The organism is Streptomyces sp. NPDC051020 (assembly GCF_040683105.1).
GTDB lineage: Bacteria > Actinomycetota > Actinomycetes > Streptomycetales > Streptomycetaceae > Streptomyces.
On sequence record NZ_JBFBCG010000002.1, the window covers coordinates 102,954 to 116,604 of the forward strand.

Consider the following 13,651-nt stretch of genomic DNA (forward strand, 5'->3'; position numbering starts at 1 on the left):
ACGGCTGTCGGCTTTGCGGCTTCGGTGGAAGCCGCACCCCGTCAGGGTAGCCGGGCGCCGCCTTCGGCCGTCACTGTGTCCCACGGAACGGACGGCATGCTGTGCGGGGGAATGTCCGGGGCGGCGCGGCGGAGCAGGATCGCCGGACGACCGAGCAATGGTCGGCATCGACCGATAGTGTTCAGCATTGTCGAACCATAGTGGAGGAGTACGGCGCCATGGCCAAGAACATCCAGTCGCTCGAACGGGCGGCGGCGATGCTGCGTCTGCTGGCGGGCGGCGAACGACGGCTGGGACTGTCCGACATCGCCTCTTCCCTGGGCCTGGCCAAGGGCACCGCGCACGGCATTCTGCGCACGCTGCAGCACGAGGGCTTCGTGGAGCAGGACACGGCTTCGGGGCGCTACCAGCTGGGCGCCGAGCTGCTGCGCCTGGGCAACAGCTATCTGGACGTCCACGAGCTGCGGGCGCGCGCCCTGGTCTGGACGGACGACCTGGCCCGCTCCAGCGGCGAGAGTGCCCACCTGGGGGTCCTGCACCAGCAGGGCGTCCTGATCGTGCACCACGTCTTCCGCCCCGACGACAGCAGACAGGTCCTGGAGGTCGGCGCCATGCAGCCGCTGCACTCCACCGCGCTGGGCAAGGTGCTCGCGGCGTACGACCCGGTGGCGCACACCGAGGCGGTCGAGGCCGAGCGGCAACCTTTCACCCCACGCACCGTCACCGACCTGGAGGAGTTCGAGTCGGTGCTCTCGCTGACCCGGGCGCGCGGCTGGGCGGACGACGTGGAGGAGACGTGGGAGGGGGTGGCCGCGGTGGCCGCACCGATCCACGACCGGCGCCGGATGCCGGTCGGCGCGGTTGCCGTGACCGGAGCGGTGGAACGCGTCTGCTCCGGGGGCGAGCTCCGTCCGGAGTTGGTCGCGGCAGTACGGGACTGCGCCCGGGCGGTTTCCCGGGACCTCGGCGCCGGGCGCTTCTGAAGTTACCGGCGGATCATCGGTAACGATCGGATCAAGGACCCAGGAACTCTTGACGCTTCATTCACCCGGGGGAAACACTGCCGTTCATCGGTCGGCATTGTCGAACACCTAACGGCAATACACGCTAAGGTGTGACAGTGCCAAGGGCCGGTCAGGCTCTCATCTGAGGGCACGGACCACCGGAGGGACCCGGGGTTCGGCTTCCCTGGACGAAGGACAAAGGAGTCACGGGTGTCCAACTCCGACATCTTTATCGGCGAGACCATCGGTACCGCCGTACTCATCCTGCTCGGCGGCGGTGTCTGTGCCGCCGTCACGCTCAAGCACTCCAAGGCACAGAACGCCGGCTGGCTCGCCATCACCTTCGGGTGGGGCTTCGCGGTGCTGACCGCCGCGTATCTGGCCGGCGGGGTGTCGGGGGCACACCTCAACCCCGCGGTCACCATCGGCCTTGCGATCAAGGGCAGCACCCCGTGGAGCGACGTACCGCTGTACATCGGCTCCCAGCTGCTCGGCGCGATGATCGGCGCGGTGCTGGTCTGGCTGACGTACTACGGGCAGTTCCGGGCCCATCTGACCGACCCGGCGACCCTGTACAGCCAGCCGAGTGAAGAGGGCATGGTCGACCAGGCCGCCGCCCCGAAGGCCGGCCCGGTGCTGGGCATCTTCTCGACGGGGCCGGAGATCCGGAACGCCGTCCAGAACGTGATCACCGAAGTCATCGCCACCGTCGTGCTCGTCCTGGCGATCCTCACGCAGGGTCTGAACAACAACGGTGACGGCCTCGGCACGCTCGGCGCGCTGATCACCTCCCTGGTCATCGTCGCCATCGGTCTCTCGCTCGGCGGCCCGACCGGTTACGCAATCAACCCGGTTCGCGACCTCGGGCCGCGTATCGTGCACGCGCTGCTGCCGCTGCCGAACAAGGGCGGCTCCGACTGGGGCTACGCCTGGGTCCCGGTCGTCGGCCCCCTCATCGGCGGTGCGATCGCGGGCGGGCTCTACAACGTCGCCTTCGCGTGATCCGTAGAGCTCAGAGCCGTAACCCTCAGATCTCACAGACCTCCAGGAGCACACCGTGACCGACGCACACACCACCGGCCCGTTCATCGCGGCCATCGACCAGGGCACCACCTCCAGCCGCTGCATCGTCTTCGACAAGGACGGCCGGATCGTCTCCGTCGACCAGAAGGAGCACGAGCAGATCTTCCCGAAGCCCGGCTGGGTCGAGCACAACGCGACCGAGATCTGGGAGAACGTCCAGGAGGTCGTCGCCGGCGCCATCGTCAAGGCGGGCATCAGCGCCGCCGACGTCAAGGCGATCGGCATCACCAACCAGCGCGAGACCACGGTCCTCTGGGACAAGAACACCGGTGAGCCCGTCCACAACGCGATCGTCTGGCAGGACACCCGCACCGACGTGCTCTGCAAGGAGCTCGGCCGCAATGTCGGCCAGGACCGGTTCCGGCGCGAGACCGGGCTGCCGCTCGCCTCGTACTTCTCCGGACCCAAGGTCCGCTGGCTACTCGACAACGTCGAGGGACTGCGCGAGCGCGCCGAGCGCGGCGACATCCTCTTCGGCACCATGGACTCCTGGGTCATCTGGAACCTGACCGGCGGTGCCGACGGCGGCGTGCACGTCACCGACGTCACCAACGCCTCGCGCACCCTCCTGATGAACCTGCGCGATTTGGCATGGGACCAGCGGATCCTCCAGTCGATGGAGATCCCCGCCACCGTGCTGCCGGAGATCCGGTCCTCCGCCGAGGTGTACGGCCTCGCCAAGGTCGGCATCCTGGCCGGAGTCCCGGTCGCGTCCGCGCTCGGCGACCAGCAGGCGGCCCTCTTCGGCCAGACCTGCTTCTCCGAGGGCGAGGCCAAGTCCACGTACGGCACGGGCACCTTCATGCTGATGAACACCGGCGAGACGCCCGTCAACTCGTACAACGGACTGCTGACGACCGTCGGCTACCGGATCGGCGACCAGAAGCCGGTCTACGCCCTGGAAGGCTCCATCGCCGTCACCGGTTCGCTCGTGCAGTGGATGCGCGACCAGATGGGTCTGATCAAGTCCGCCGCCGAGATCGAGACGCTGGCCTCGTCGGTCGAGGACAACGGCGGCGCGTACTTCGTGCCCGCCTTCTCCGGTCTCTTCGCCCCGTACTGGCGCTCCGACGCCCGCGGTGTCATCGCCGGACTCACCAGGTACGTCACCAAGGCGCACATCGCCCGTGCCGTCCTCGAGGCCACCGCCTGGCAGACCCGCGAGATCACCGACGCCATGACCAAGGACTCCGGCGTCGAGCTGGCAGCCCTCAAGGTCGACGGCGGTATGACCTCCAACAACTTGCTGATGCAGACGCTCGCCGACTTCCTGGACGCGCCCGTGGTGCGGCCCATGGTCGCCGAGACGACCTGCCTCGGCGCCGCCTACGCCGCCGGTCTCGCCGTCGGCTTCTGGCCGGACACCGACGCGCTGCGTGCCAACTGGCGCCGGGCCGCCGAGTGGACCCCCCGCATGGACGCGGACACCCGCGAACGTGAGTACAAGAGCTGGCTCAAGGCCGTGGAGCGTTCCATGGGCTGGCTCGACGACAACACTGGCGAGGAGTAATCGACATGACCACCCTGCAGAGCGTCCCGGCACTCGGGACGCATCCGGCTTCCGGCTCCCTTCCGAGCCGCGCCGAGACTCGGGAGCAGCTCTCCAAGGCGACGTACGACCTCCTGGTGATCGGTGGCGGAATCCTGGGCATCTCCACCGCCTGGCACGCCGCGCAGTCCGGGCTGCGGGTGGCCCTGGTGGACGCCGGCGACTTCGCCGGCGCCACCTCCTCCGCCTCCTCCAAGCTGCTCCACGGCGGTCTGCGCTACCTGCAGACCGGCGCGGTGAAGCTGGTGGCGGAGAACCACTTCGAGCGCCGTGCGGTGTCCCGCCAGGTGGCTCCGCACCTGGCCAATCCGCTCACCTTTTACCTGCCGGTCTACAAGGGCGGCCCGCACGGCGCGGCCAAGCTCGGCGCGGGTGTGTTCGCGTACTCGGCGCTGTCCGCGTTCGGTGACGGCGTCGGCCATGTGATCGGCCCGGCGAAGGCGCAGCGCGATGTGCCGGAGCTGCGCACGGACAATCTGAAGGCCGTCGCGGTCTACGGCGACGACCAGATGAACGACGCCCGGATGGCGCTGATGACGGTCCGCGCGGCCGTCGACGCGGGTGCGGTCGTCCTCAACCACGCCGCGGTCACCGGGCTGCGGTTCACCAAGGGGCGGGTGACGGGTGCCGACCTCGAGGACCGTACGGACGGCACGGAGTTCGGCGTCACCGCCCGGCTGGTGCTGAACGCCACCGGCCCGTGGGTCGACCACCTGCGGAAGATGGAGGACCCGAACGCGGCACCTTCGATACGCCTGTCCAAGGGCGCGCACCTCGTGCTGAAGCGAACCCGCCCCTGGAAGGCCGCGCTGGCCACTCCGATCGACAAGTACCGCATCACGTTCGCCCTGCCGTGGGAGGACATGCTGCTGCTCGGCACGACGGACGAGGAGTACGAGGGCGATCCGGCGGATGTCGCGGTCACCGAGAAGGACACCGCGCAGATCCTCGACGAGGCGGCGTTCTCGATCAAGGACCAGCAGCTGTCCCGCGATCTGATCACGTATTCCTTCGCGGGTCTGCGGGTGCTGCCCGGCGGTCCCGGCGACACCTCCAAGGCCAAGCGCGAGACCGTCGTGACGGAGGGCCGCGGCGGGATGCTCTCGGTCGCGGGCGGCAAGTGGACGACCTTCCGCCACATCGGCCGTACGGTGATGAATAAGCTGGCCTCGCTTCCCGGGCACCCGCTGGCCGATGACATGGAGCCCATGTCGCAGCTGCCGAAGAAGCTCCCGCTGCCCGGTATCGCCAACCCGAACGCGGTCGCGCACCGGCTGCTGATCGACGGCGGCACGCCCGGACCGCGGATGTCCGCCGACACCGCCCGGCACCTGGCCACGCACTACGGCTCGCTCTCCTTCGACATCGCGCGGCTGGCGAACGAGAACCCGGCGCTGGCCGAGCGCATCCACCCGGACGCGCCGGAGATCTGGGCACAGGTCGTCTACGCGCGTGACCACGAGTGGGCGGAGACGGCCGACGACGTGCTGCGCCGCCGCACGACGCTGACGATCCGGGGCCTGGCCACGGACGAGATCCGGACCAGGGTCGAGGCAATGCTGGCCGACTAGGGCGTGTGTCGAAAGGAGCGTCGTCCGCCCATACGCCGCCTGGCAGACGGGACTTTCGAAACACGCCCTCGGGCTGACCGGCACCGGCAAGGGCTGAGGCACGCACGGGCGGGGGCGGTTCCCACGGGGGGAGCCGCCCCCGCCCGCATACCCGCTGTGGCCTGGGGCGGCCGGTGGACGTGCCCTACCGCATCGAGTGGGTTCGGGCCGAGCCACCCCGAACAGATCGAGACGCTGCAGCGCTTCGCGGAGGAAGTCGCTCCCGTGGTACGGCACGAGGCCGCCTCGACGCTCTGGAACGGAGCGATCGATCAACTCCTCTGGAAGACGGGGTTCTTCCATCTGATCCGACCCCCATAATGAAGGGATACATCGGATGTCTTGTGCCGGGGTCTGATCCCGTCCGAATCCAGGAGGACCGTCATGGCTGTCACCGACGAGGCGATCGAGAAGATCAAGGGAATGATCGTCTCGGGTGCGCTGCGGCCAGGCGACCGGCTGCCCAAGGAGAGCGAACTCGCGGCGGAGCTCGGGCTCTCCCGCAACTCTCTGCGGGAGGCCGTCCGCGCCCTGTCGCTGATCCGCATCCTCGACGTCCGGCAGGGCGACGGCACGTACGTCACCAGCCTCGACCCGCAGCTGCTGCTGGAGGCGCTGAGTTTCGTCGTGGACTTCCACCGTGACGACACGGTGCTGGAATTCCTGGCGGTCCGCCGGATCCTGGAGCCCGCAGCGACGGCGATGGCGGCGACGCGGATCAGCGAGGCGCAGCTGGATGTGCTGAGCTCCCAGCTGGACGCGCTGGGCGCGCAGCCGTCGGTGGAGGAGCTGGTCGCCTGCGACCTGGAGTTCCACCGCGGCATCGTGCAGTCATCCGGTAATTCGGTGCTCTGCTCGCTGCTCGACGGTCTCTCCGGGCCGACGACGCGGGCCCGTGTCTGGCGCGGACTGACGCAGGAGGACGCGGTCAGCCGGACGCTGCACGAGCACCGGGCGATCGTGTCGGCGCTGCGGGACCGGGACGCGGAGGCTGCGCGGGCCTGGGCAACCGTTCATGTGGCGAGCGTGGAGCAGTGGCTGAGGTCGACGCTGTGACATGCGTGCGGGCCGGTGCGCGGAGGGTTCCGCGCACCGGCCCGCACGGGCCCCGGTTCAGTCCTGCTTCTCGCCGCTCGCGAAGCGCGAGATGACCAGGGCGACGATGATGATCGCGCCGTTGAGGAACTGGTTCCACAGCGCCGGGACGCCGCCGAGAGTCATCACATTGACCACCAGCTGCAGCGTCAGTACGCCGGTCAGCGCACCGAACAGCGTGCCACGACCGCCCTTGAGGCTGATGCCGCCGATGACCGCTGCGGCGAACACCTGGAAGATCCAGCCGTTGCCCTGGGTCGCGGCGACCGCCCCGTAGTGGCCGGTGTAGAGGATGCCCGCGAAGGCCGCCAGCAGACCGCCGATGGCGAGCACGATCCAGGTGACCCGGTCGACCCGGATGCCCGCGGCCCGCGCCGCTTCCGGATTGCCCCCGATCGCGTACAGCGAACGCCCATGGCGCAGCCAGGCCAGCGCCGCGCCGCCGATCGCGAAGAGCACCAGGCAGATCCAGACCGCGGCCGGTACGCCGAGCCACTCGCTCTTGCCGAGGTAGCGGAACGACTCCGGGACGTCGGTGATGGACTTGCCCTCGGTGATGCCGATGTGGAGTCCGCGCAGCATGGTGAGCATGCCGAGGGTGGCGATGAAGCCGTTGACCCGCAGCTTCAGCATCAGGAAGCCATTGATCGCACCGATCGCGAGCCCCACCAGCAGGCAGAGCGGGATCGCCGACCAGGTGGGCAGCAGGCCGAGGCCGGCGAAGCGGCCGCCTTCGGTAGGCAGCACCAGCCACATGGCGACGACGGGCGCGATGCCGATCGTCGACTCCAGCGACAGGTCCATCCGTCCGCAGATGAGGATCAGGGCCTGGCCGAGGACCAGCAGGCTGAGTTCGGAGGACTGCTGGACTACGCTGATCAGGTTGTCGGAGGTGAGGAAGACCGGCGAGACGATGAAGCCGATCACCATCAGCACCAGGATCACCGGCACCAGCGAGAAGTCGCTCCACCGGATCAACTTGAGCCGGCTCAGCGGGCTGTCGTCGCCGAACCCGCCCCTGAGTCCCCCGTTGATGTCGTCGGCCGTCGACGGCCGTATCGTGCCGGTCATTCCCTTTCCCCCACACCTTCCATGGCGGCGACGAGTTCCCCGTCGGTCCACCCGCTTCCGAACGTTGCGACCACGCGCCCATGGAACAGGGCGAGCACCCGGTCGCAGACCCGCAGATCGTCCAGCTCGTCCGAGACGACGACTGCGGCATTGCCCTCGTCGGCGACCCGCCGGACGACTCCGAGCAGCGAGTCCTTGGACTTGACATCCACACCCGCGGTGGGCCGGACCGCGACGAGCACGCTCGGCTTCCGGGCCAGTGCGCGGGCGACCACGACCTTCTGCTGGTTGCCGCCCGACAGCCCGGCGACGGGCTGTTCGGGTCCCTGTGTCTTGATGTCCAGCGACTCGATCATCGCCCGTGCGAACTCCCGGGTGCGGGAGGGCAGTACGGTCCCCCATGGGCCGAGCTGGTCGGTGACCGTGAGGGTGGCGTTCTCGGCGACGCTGCGTCCCAGGACGAGGCCCTGGTCGTGCCGGTCCTCGGGGATGTATCCGATCCCGGCGTCCAGCGCGTGCGGCACGCTGCCGGACGGCACCGTCCTCCCGTGTACGTAGACCGTGCCGCCGGCCTTCCGCATCCCGGCGAGCGCCTCACCGAGCGCGGTGTTGCCGCTGGCCGCGGATCCGGCGAGACCGAGCACCTCGCCGGGGCGGACCTGGAGGTCCAGCGGCTCGAACTGGCCCTCCAGGGAGAGTCCTTCGGCGCGCAGGACGGGCTCCGCCGACACGTCACGTACCGCTGCCCTGTCACCGCCCGCGTGCCAGGCGGCGGGTCCGCTGCCCTTCTCGCCCGTCATCGCCGTGACCAGTTCGGTCTTGGTGAGGTCGGCGATCGGGGCGGTCAGGACGTGGCGGGCGTCACGGTAGACGGTGACCGCGGTGCACAGGTCGTACACCTCCTGCAGATGGTGGGAGATGAACAGGAACGCCACTCCCTGGCTCTGCAGCTCCCTGAGCTTGTCGAACAGCCGCCCGATGCCACGGGCGTCGAGCTGGGCGGTCGGTTCGTCGAGGATGATCAGCCGGGCGCCGAAGGACAGCGCCCGGGCGATCTCGACGAACTGCCGCTGCTCCACGGCCAGATCCCTGGCCCGGGTGTTGGGGTCGACCTGGACCCCGTACTCGGCGAGGAGCTGCTCCGCACGCCTGCGGAGCCTCCCCCAGCTGATCCACCGCGACTCGTCGTCCAGCCGGCCGAGGAAGAGGTTCTCGGCGACGGTCAGATCGGGGACGACCATGGACTTCTGGTAGACGCACGCGACCTTCGACTGCCAGGCCGTGGTGTCCCCGAAGGCGGGTGCCGGCTCCCCGCCGAAGCGGACCGTGCCCGCGTCCGCCTTGTGCAGCCCCGTCAGGACGCTGACCAGCGTGGACTTGCCCGCGCCGTTACGGCCGACGAGGGCATGGGACTCCCCGGGCCACACCGTGAGCTGCACACCGTCGAGCGCCACGGTGGGCCCGAAGCGTTTGACGACGCCTTCCGCCTCTACGGCAGGTGGTGCCTTTTCCATCAGACCCCTTCTCAGCGAAGCGCTGTAGTGATGTCAGTGCCCTGCCCTCGGGCGGCGGTCAGGGCTTGCCCGCGTCTCGGCTCTTCGTTGCCGAGAGGGAAGCCCTCTCGGCAACGAGAGGGAGGAGTCACGGCTAGCTCTTCTTCTCTAGCTGGTTGGCCCACAGTTTCGGGTCGTCCACGTTGTCCTTGGTCACCAGGGGCGCGGGAAGCTGGTCCTCGAAACCATGGGGAATCTTGATGATGTTCGAGTCGTGGTCGGTCGGGCCTTCCTTGAAGGTCTTGCCGTCCAGGGCCGCCTTGGCGTAGTACAGCGCGTACTTCGCGTACAGGTCGGCGGGCTGCGAAATCGTCGCGTCGATCTTGCCCGCCCTGATGGCGTCGAACTCCTCCGGGATGCCGTCGTTGGAGATGATCGTGATGTGGCCTGCCGTACCGGCCGGCTTCAGCAGCTTCTTCTGCTCCAGCAGCGCGAGGGTCGGCTGCAGGAAGACACCGCCGGCCTGCATGTAGATGCCGTTGATGTCGGGGTTCGCGGCGAGCGTGGACTGGAGCTTGGCCGACGCGACATCGCCCTTCCAGTCGGTGGCCAGCTCGAAGACCTTGATGCCCGGGTAGTCCTTGTCCATGCAGGCCTTGAACGCCTCGGACCGGTCGCGGCCGTTGATCGAGGACAGGTCGCCCTGGAACTCGACGACCTTGCCCTTGCCCTTCAGCTGCTCGCCGAGGTACTTGCAGGCGTTGGTTCCGTACGCCTTGTTGTCGGCGCGGACGACCATGTAGACGTTGCCCTTGTCGGGGCGGGTGTCGACGCTGATGACCGGGATCTTCTTGTCGTTCAGCGAGTTCAGCGACTCGGCGATGGCGCCGGTGTCCTGCGGGGCCATCACGACGGCCTTGGCGCCCTGGTCGGTGAACGTCTGGACATTGGCGACGAGCTTGCCGATGTCGTTCTGCGAGTTGGTCAGGGGCAGTGCCTTGACCTCACCCGACTTGACGCCCTTCTCGACGTAGTTCTGGTACGAGTTCCAGAAGTCGCTGTCGCTGCGCGGCAGGTCGATACCGACCTTCCCGGCGCCCGCGCCGTCATCGGTGGACTCGCGGTTGCAGCCCGCGAGGGCAGTGACGGCCAGCAGCACGGCGCAGGCTGCCGCACTCGTCGTACGCACTCTCATTGATGTCCCGTCCTTCGTGGAGTACTGGCTCGGTGCTCGGTTGGGTGGTGCGGCTCGGGTTCGGTGGGGTGGATCAGTTGCCGGCGGGCCGCAGGCGCAGGCCTTGCATTCCGCCGTCGACCGCGAGCGCCGTGCCCGTGACGGAGGCGGCGGCGGGGCTGGCGAGGTAGACGATCGCGGCGGCGACCTCGTCGGCCGACACGAGTCGTCCCAGCGGCTGGCGCGCGTTGAGTGCGGCGCGTTCGGCGGCCGGGTCGTCGGCCTGGCCGAGGAGCCGGCCGATCCACGGGGTGTCGGCGGTGCCGGGGTTGACGCAGTTGACGCGGACGCCTTCGCGGACGTGATCGGCGGCCATGGCGAGGGTCAGCGAGAACACCGCGCCCTTGCTGGCGCTGTACAGGGCGCGCTGCGGCAGTCCGGCGGTCGCCGCGATGGAACAGGTGTGGGTGATCGAGACGGCGCCGGGCCGGTCGGCCGCCGCACGCCGCAGATGGGGCAGGGCGTGCCGGGCGGTGCGGACCATGCCGAGGACATTGATGTCCAGGACCCGGGTCCACTCCTCGTCGGCGTTGTCCTCGACGGTACCGATCGAGCCGATGCCAGCGTTGGACACGACGGTGTGCAGCGAGCCCAGTTCGGCGGCTGCCCGGTCGACCGCCTCGCGCACGGCGTCGTCGTCGGTGACGTCCGCCTTCACAGCGAGGGTGCCCTCGGGGGCGCCCGCGGTCTCCCGGTCGAGCACGGCCACGCGCGCGCCGCGTTCCAGCAGCAGCGTCGCGACGGCGGCCCCGATACCGGAGGCACCGCCCGTCACCAGGGCGGACATCCCCTCGAAGTCGCTTGTGACGGTCATCAGTTGGCCTCCTCGGGCGTGCGGCGGCGCCATACGGGGCCCTCCGGGTAACGGTGCGCGGCGATCGAGTCGGGGAGCATCCGGGCGGAGAAGCCCGGGGAGCTCGGGGCGACGTAGCGGCCCCCTTCGATCACGGTCGGGTCGACGAAGTGTTCGTGGAGGTGGTCGACGTACTCGATCACGCGGTTCTCCCAGCTGCCGGAGACCGCCACGTAGTCGAACATCGACAGATGCTGCACCAGTTCGCACAGTCCGACGCCGCCCGCGTGCGGGCAGACCGGTACGCCGAACTTGGCGGCGAGCAGCAGGATCGCCAGGTTCTCGTTGACGCCCGCGACGCGCGCCGCGTCGATCTGGACGAAGTCGACGGCGCCGGCCTGGAGCAGCTGCTTGAACACGACGCGGTTGGCGACGTGTTCACCGGTGGCGACCTTGACCGGCTGCCCGGCCCGGACTGCGGCGTGCCCGAGGATGTCGTCGGGGCTGGTCGGCTCCTCGATCCAGTGTGGGTCGAACGGCGCGAGCGCGGTCATCCACTCCACGGCGTCGGCGACGTCCCACCGCTGGTTGGCGTCGACGGCGATCCTGATGTCCGGTCCGACGGCCTCGCGGGCCAGGGAGAGCCGGCGGACGTCGTCGCCGAGGTCTCCGCCGACCTTCAGCTTGATCTGGGTGAAGCCGTCCGCGACGGCCTCCTTCGCCAGTCGGACCAGTTTGTCGTCGGCGTAGCCGAGCCAGCCGGGCGACGTGGTGTACGCGGGGTAGCCCTCGGCACGCAGCCGTTCGGCTCGCCCGGCGCGGCCCGGTTCGGCCGTCCGGAGGATCTCGAGGGCCTCGTCCGGGGTGAGGACATCGGTGAGATAGCGGAAATCGACGAGGGAGACGAGCTCCTCCGGGGTCATTTCGGCGAGGAACTGCCAGACGGGTCTGCCCGCCTGCTTCGCGGCCAGGTCCCAGGCGGCATTGACGACCGCGCCCGCCGCCATGTGCATCACACCCTTCTCCGGGCCGAGCCAGCGCAGTTGCGAGTCATGGGTGAGCTCGCGGTACAGCGCGCCGAGATCGGCGGCGGTACGGGGGGCCGGGCGGCCGACCACGTACGGGCGCAGCGCGTCGATCGCGGCCGCCATCACCTCGTTGCCGCGCCCGATGGTGAAGCAGAAGCCATGACCCTCGATACCGGCTCCGTCGTCGTCCGAGCCGTCCGGGGCATCCGTACGCAGTACGACGTAGGCGGCGGAGTAGTCGGGATCGGGGTTCATGGCGTCCGAGCCGTCCAGTTGCTCCGAGGTCGGGAAACGGATGTCGTGGACCTCGAAGTCCGTGACGGTCTGACTCATGTGCGCCCCCAGGGGAATAACATCGGACCTCTGTTCTGGTCATCCGATGTATAGCGGCACGAAGGCACCAACGTCCAGAGTTGAGCCGAAATTGACCCGACACAGCTCGGATGAATTCGGAGGCCGGTGCCCTGGTTGGGCCGTGATGCACCCCCTGGGGTCGGGTTCACCCGGCCATGGACAGGGGCTGCGGCGATGGCGCCCCGACGCCGTAAGGTTGGTTCGTACACAAGGGAACTTCGGAAGGAGGCCTGGGTGATCGAGCTCGCGGGGGTTCCCGAGCTGATCGACCCGGTCATGGTGGCCGCGTTCGAGGGGTGGAACGACGCAGGTGACGCCGCCTCCACAGCGGTCGCGCACCTGGACCGGGAGTGGAAGGGCGAGGTGTTCGCGGCGCTCGACGCCGAGGACTACTACGACTTCCAGGTCAACCGGCCGACGGTCTGGCTGGACGGCGGGGTACGCAAGATCACCTGGCCCACCACACGGCTCTCCGTGGTCCGTATCGGTGGGGACAAGCCCCGTGATCTCGTCCTGGTCCGCGGTATCGAGCCGTCGATGCGCTGGCGCTCGTTCTGCAACGAGATCCTGGGCTTCGCCCATGAGCTGGGCGTCGAGATGGTGGTGGTGCTGGGCGCGCTGCTCGGCGACACCCCGCACACCCGTCCGGTGCCGGTCAGCGGAGTCACCTCCGACCCGGATCTGGCACGGACCATGGATCTGGAGGAGACCCGGTACGAGGGACCGACGGGCATCGTCGGCATCCTTCAGGAGGCGTGCACGCATGCGGGTGTGCCCGCGGTGAGCCTCTGGGCGGCCGTCCCGCACTACGTGTCGCAGCCGCCCAACCCGAAGGCCACCATGGCGCTGCTGAACCGCCTGGAGGACCTGCTCGGACTGCGCATCCCGCTGGGCGAACTGCCCGAGGACGCGCGGGCCTGGCAGCTCGGGGTCGATCAACTGGCCGCCGAGGACAGCGAAGTGGCGGAGTACGTGCAGACGCTGGAGGAAGCCCGGGACACCGCCGAGCTTCCCGAGGCGACGGGCGAAGCCATCGCCCGGGAGTTCGAGCGGTATCTGCGGCGCCGGGACACCGGCCCGGGCTCCGGACCGGGCCAGGCGCCGGGCGGGCATGCGACGGAGGGCGGCGACGCCTCGTATCTGCGCGACACGTCGAGCGGCCGCACCAGGCCGCCGAAGCCGTCGCGGCCGGAGACGGGGACACGACCGGGAGCCTCTGGTGAGCCCACTCAGGAGCAACCCTCCGACGACGACAACGACTCCGAAGATTCATCGGATGACTGACGACGGTGCGCCGGGTGGGCACTCGACCCGCCCGGCGCACCGCTGGTGAGCCG

The 13,651-nt window shown here is 69.2% G+C and carries 11 protein-coding genes; 6 read left to right on the forward strand and 5 right to left on the reverse strand.

Features of this window, described 5'->3' with window-relative positions:
- Positions 1 to 218: 218 nt before the first annotated feature.
- The 5 genes from AB0N06_RS01650 to AB0N06_RS01670 all read left to right on the forward strand — a co-directional run bounded on the left by AB0N06_RS01650 (position 219) and on the right by AB0N06_RS01670 (position 6,302).
- Positions 219 to 983: an IclR family transcriptional regulator gene (locus tag AB0N06_RS01650; RefSeq protein WP_358862677.1), complete on the forward strand. Its 765-nt coding sequence runs from the start codon at positions 219 to 221 to the stop codon at positions 981 to 983.
- 231 nt (positions 984 to 1,214) lie between these two features.
- Entirely contained in the window at positions 1,215 to 2,006 is a 792-nt protein-coding gene (locus tag AB0N06_RS01655) for an MIP/aquaporin family protein (RefSeq protein ID WP_366132773.1), read from the forward strand.
- 55 nt (positions 2,007 to 2,061) lie between these two features.
- Entirely contained in the window at positions 2,062 to 3,597 is a 1,536-nt protein-coding gene (gene glpK, locus AB0N06_RS01660; RefSeq protein ID WP_366132774.1) for a glycerol kinase GlpK, read from the forward strand.
- Between the two features lie 5 nt (positions 3,598 to 3,602).
- Complete coding sequence (locus tag AB0N06_RS01665) at positions 3,603 to 5,207, forward strand: glycerol-3-phosphate dehydrogenase/oxidase (protein ID WP_366132775.1); 1,605 nt, start codon at positions 3,603 to 3,605, stop codon at positions 5,205 to 5,207.
- Between the two features lie 423 nt (positions 5,208 to 5,630).
- Positions 5,631 to 6,302, forward strand: coding sequence for a FadR/GntR family transcriptional regulator (locus AB0N06_RS01670; protein WP_037700470.1), 672 nt, complete (start codon positions 5,631 to 5,633; stop codon positions 6,300 to 6,302).
- A gap of 57 nt (positions 6,303 to 6,359) precedes the next feature.
- On the opposite strand, the gene AB0N06_RS01675 is transcribed toward AB0N06_RS01670, so the two are convergent.
- The 5 genes from AB0N06_RS01675 to AB0N06_RS01695 all read right to left on the reverse strand — a co-directional run bounded on the left by AB0N06_RS01675 (position 6,360) and on the right by AB0N06_RS01695 (position 12,293).
- Positions 6,360 to 7,412, reverse strand: coding sequence for an ABC transporter permease (locus AB0N06_RS01675; protein WP_366132776.1), 1,053 nt, complete (start codon positions 7,410 to 7,412; stop codon positions 6,360 to 6,362).
- On the reverse strand, positions 7,409 to 8,926 hold the full coding sequence (locus tag AB0N06_RS01680) for a sugar ABC transporter ATP-binding protein (protein ID WP_366132777.1): 1,518 nt from the start codon (positions 8,924 to 8,926) through the stop codon (positions 7,409 to 7,411). The genes AB0N06_RS01675 and AB0N06_RS01680 overlap by 4 nt, the downstream gene beginning before the upstream one ends.
- A gap of 133 nt (positions 8,927 to 9,059) precedes the next feature.
- Positions 9,060 to 10,100, reverse strand: coding sequence for a sugar ABC transporter substrate-binding protein (locus AB0N06_RS01685; protein ID WP_366132778.1), 1,041 nt, complete (start codon positions 10,098 to 10,100; stop codon positions 9,060 to 9,062).
- A gap of 73 nt (positions 10,101 to 10,173) precedes the next feature.
- Complete coding sequence (locus AB0N06_RS01690; protein WP_366132779.1) at positions 10,174 to 10,953, reverse strand: SDR family oxidoreductase; 780 nt, start codon at positions 10,951 to 10,953, stop codon at positions 10,174 to 10,176.
- A complete protein-coding gene (locus AB0N06_RS01695; RefSeq protein ID WP_366132780.1) occupies positions 10,953 to 12,293 on the reverse strand; it encodes an L-fuconate dehydratase in 1,341 nt (446 codons plus the stop codon). Before AB0N06_RS01695 ends, AB0N06_RS01690 begins: the two co-directional genes overlap by 1 nt.
- Before the next feature lie 255 nt (positions 12,294 to 12,548).
- On the opposite strand from AB0N06_RS01695, the gene AB0N06_RS01700 reads away from it, so the two are divergent.
- Positions 12,549 to 13,598 (forward strand): PAC2 family protein, encoded by a 1,050-nt coding sequence (locus AB0N06_RS01700; protein WP_366132781.1) that lies wholly within the window; start codon positions 12,549 to 12,551, stop codon positions 13,596 to 13,598.
- Positions 13,599 to 13,651: the final 53 nt, after the last annotated feature.

Bases quoted from the DNA above. Each gene is read 5' to 3' on its own strand.
- AB0N06_RS01675 (WP_366132776.1), bottom strand. From the start codon at position 7,412: ATGACCGGCACGATACGGCCGTCGACGGCCGACGACATCAACGGGGGA.
- AB0N06_RS01650 (WP_358862677.1), top strand. From the start codon at position 219: ATGGCCAAGAACATCCAGTCGCTCGAACGGGCGGCGGCGATGCTGCGT.
- AB0N06_RS01695 (WP_366132780.1), bottom strand. From the start codon at position 12,293: ATGAGTCAGACCGTCACGGACTTCGAGGTCCACGACATCCGTTTCCCG.
- AB0N06_RS01690 (WP_366132779.1), bottom strand. From the start codon at position 10,953: ATGACCGTCACAAGCGACTTCGAGGGGATGTCCGCCCTGGTGACGGGC.
- AB0N06_RS01680 (WP_366132777.1), bottom strand. From the start codon at position 8,926: ATGGAAAAGGCACCACCTGCCGTAGAGGCGGAAGGCGTCGTCAAACGC.
- AB0N06_RS01665 (WP_366132775.1), top strand. From the start codon at position 3,603: ATGACCACCCTGCAGAGCGTCCCGGCACTCGGGACGCATCCGGCTTCC.
- AB0N06_RS01670 (WP_037700470.1), top strand. From the start codon at position 5,631: ATGGCTGTCACCGACGAGGCGATCGAGAAGATCAAGGGAATGATCGTC.
- AB0N06_RS01685 (WP_366132778.1), bottom strand. From the start codon at position 10,100: ATGAGAGTGCGTACGACGAGTGCGGCAGCCTGCGCCGTGCTGCTGGCC.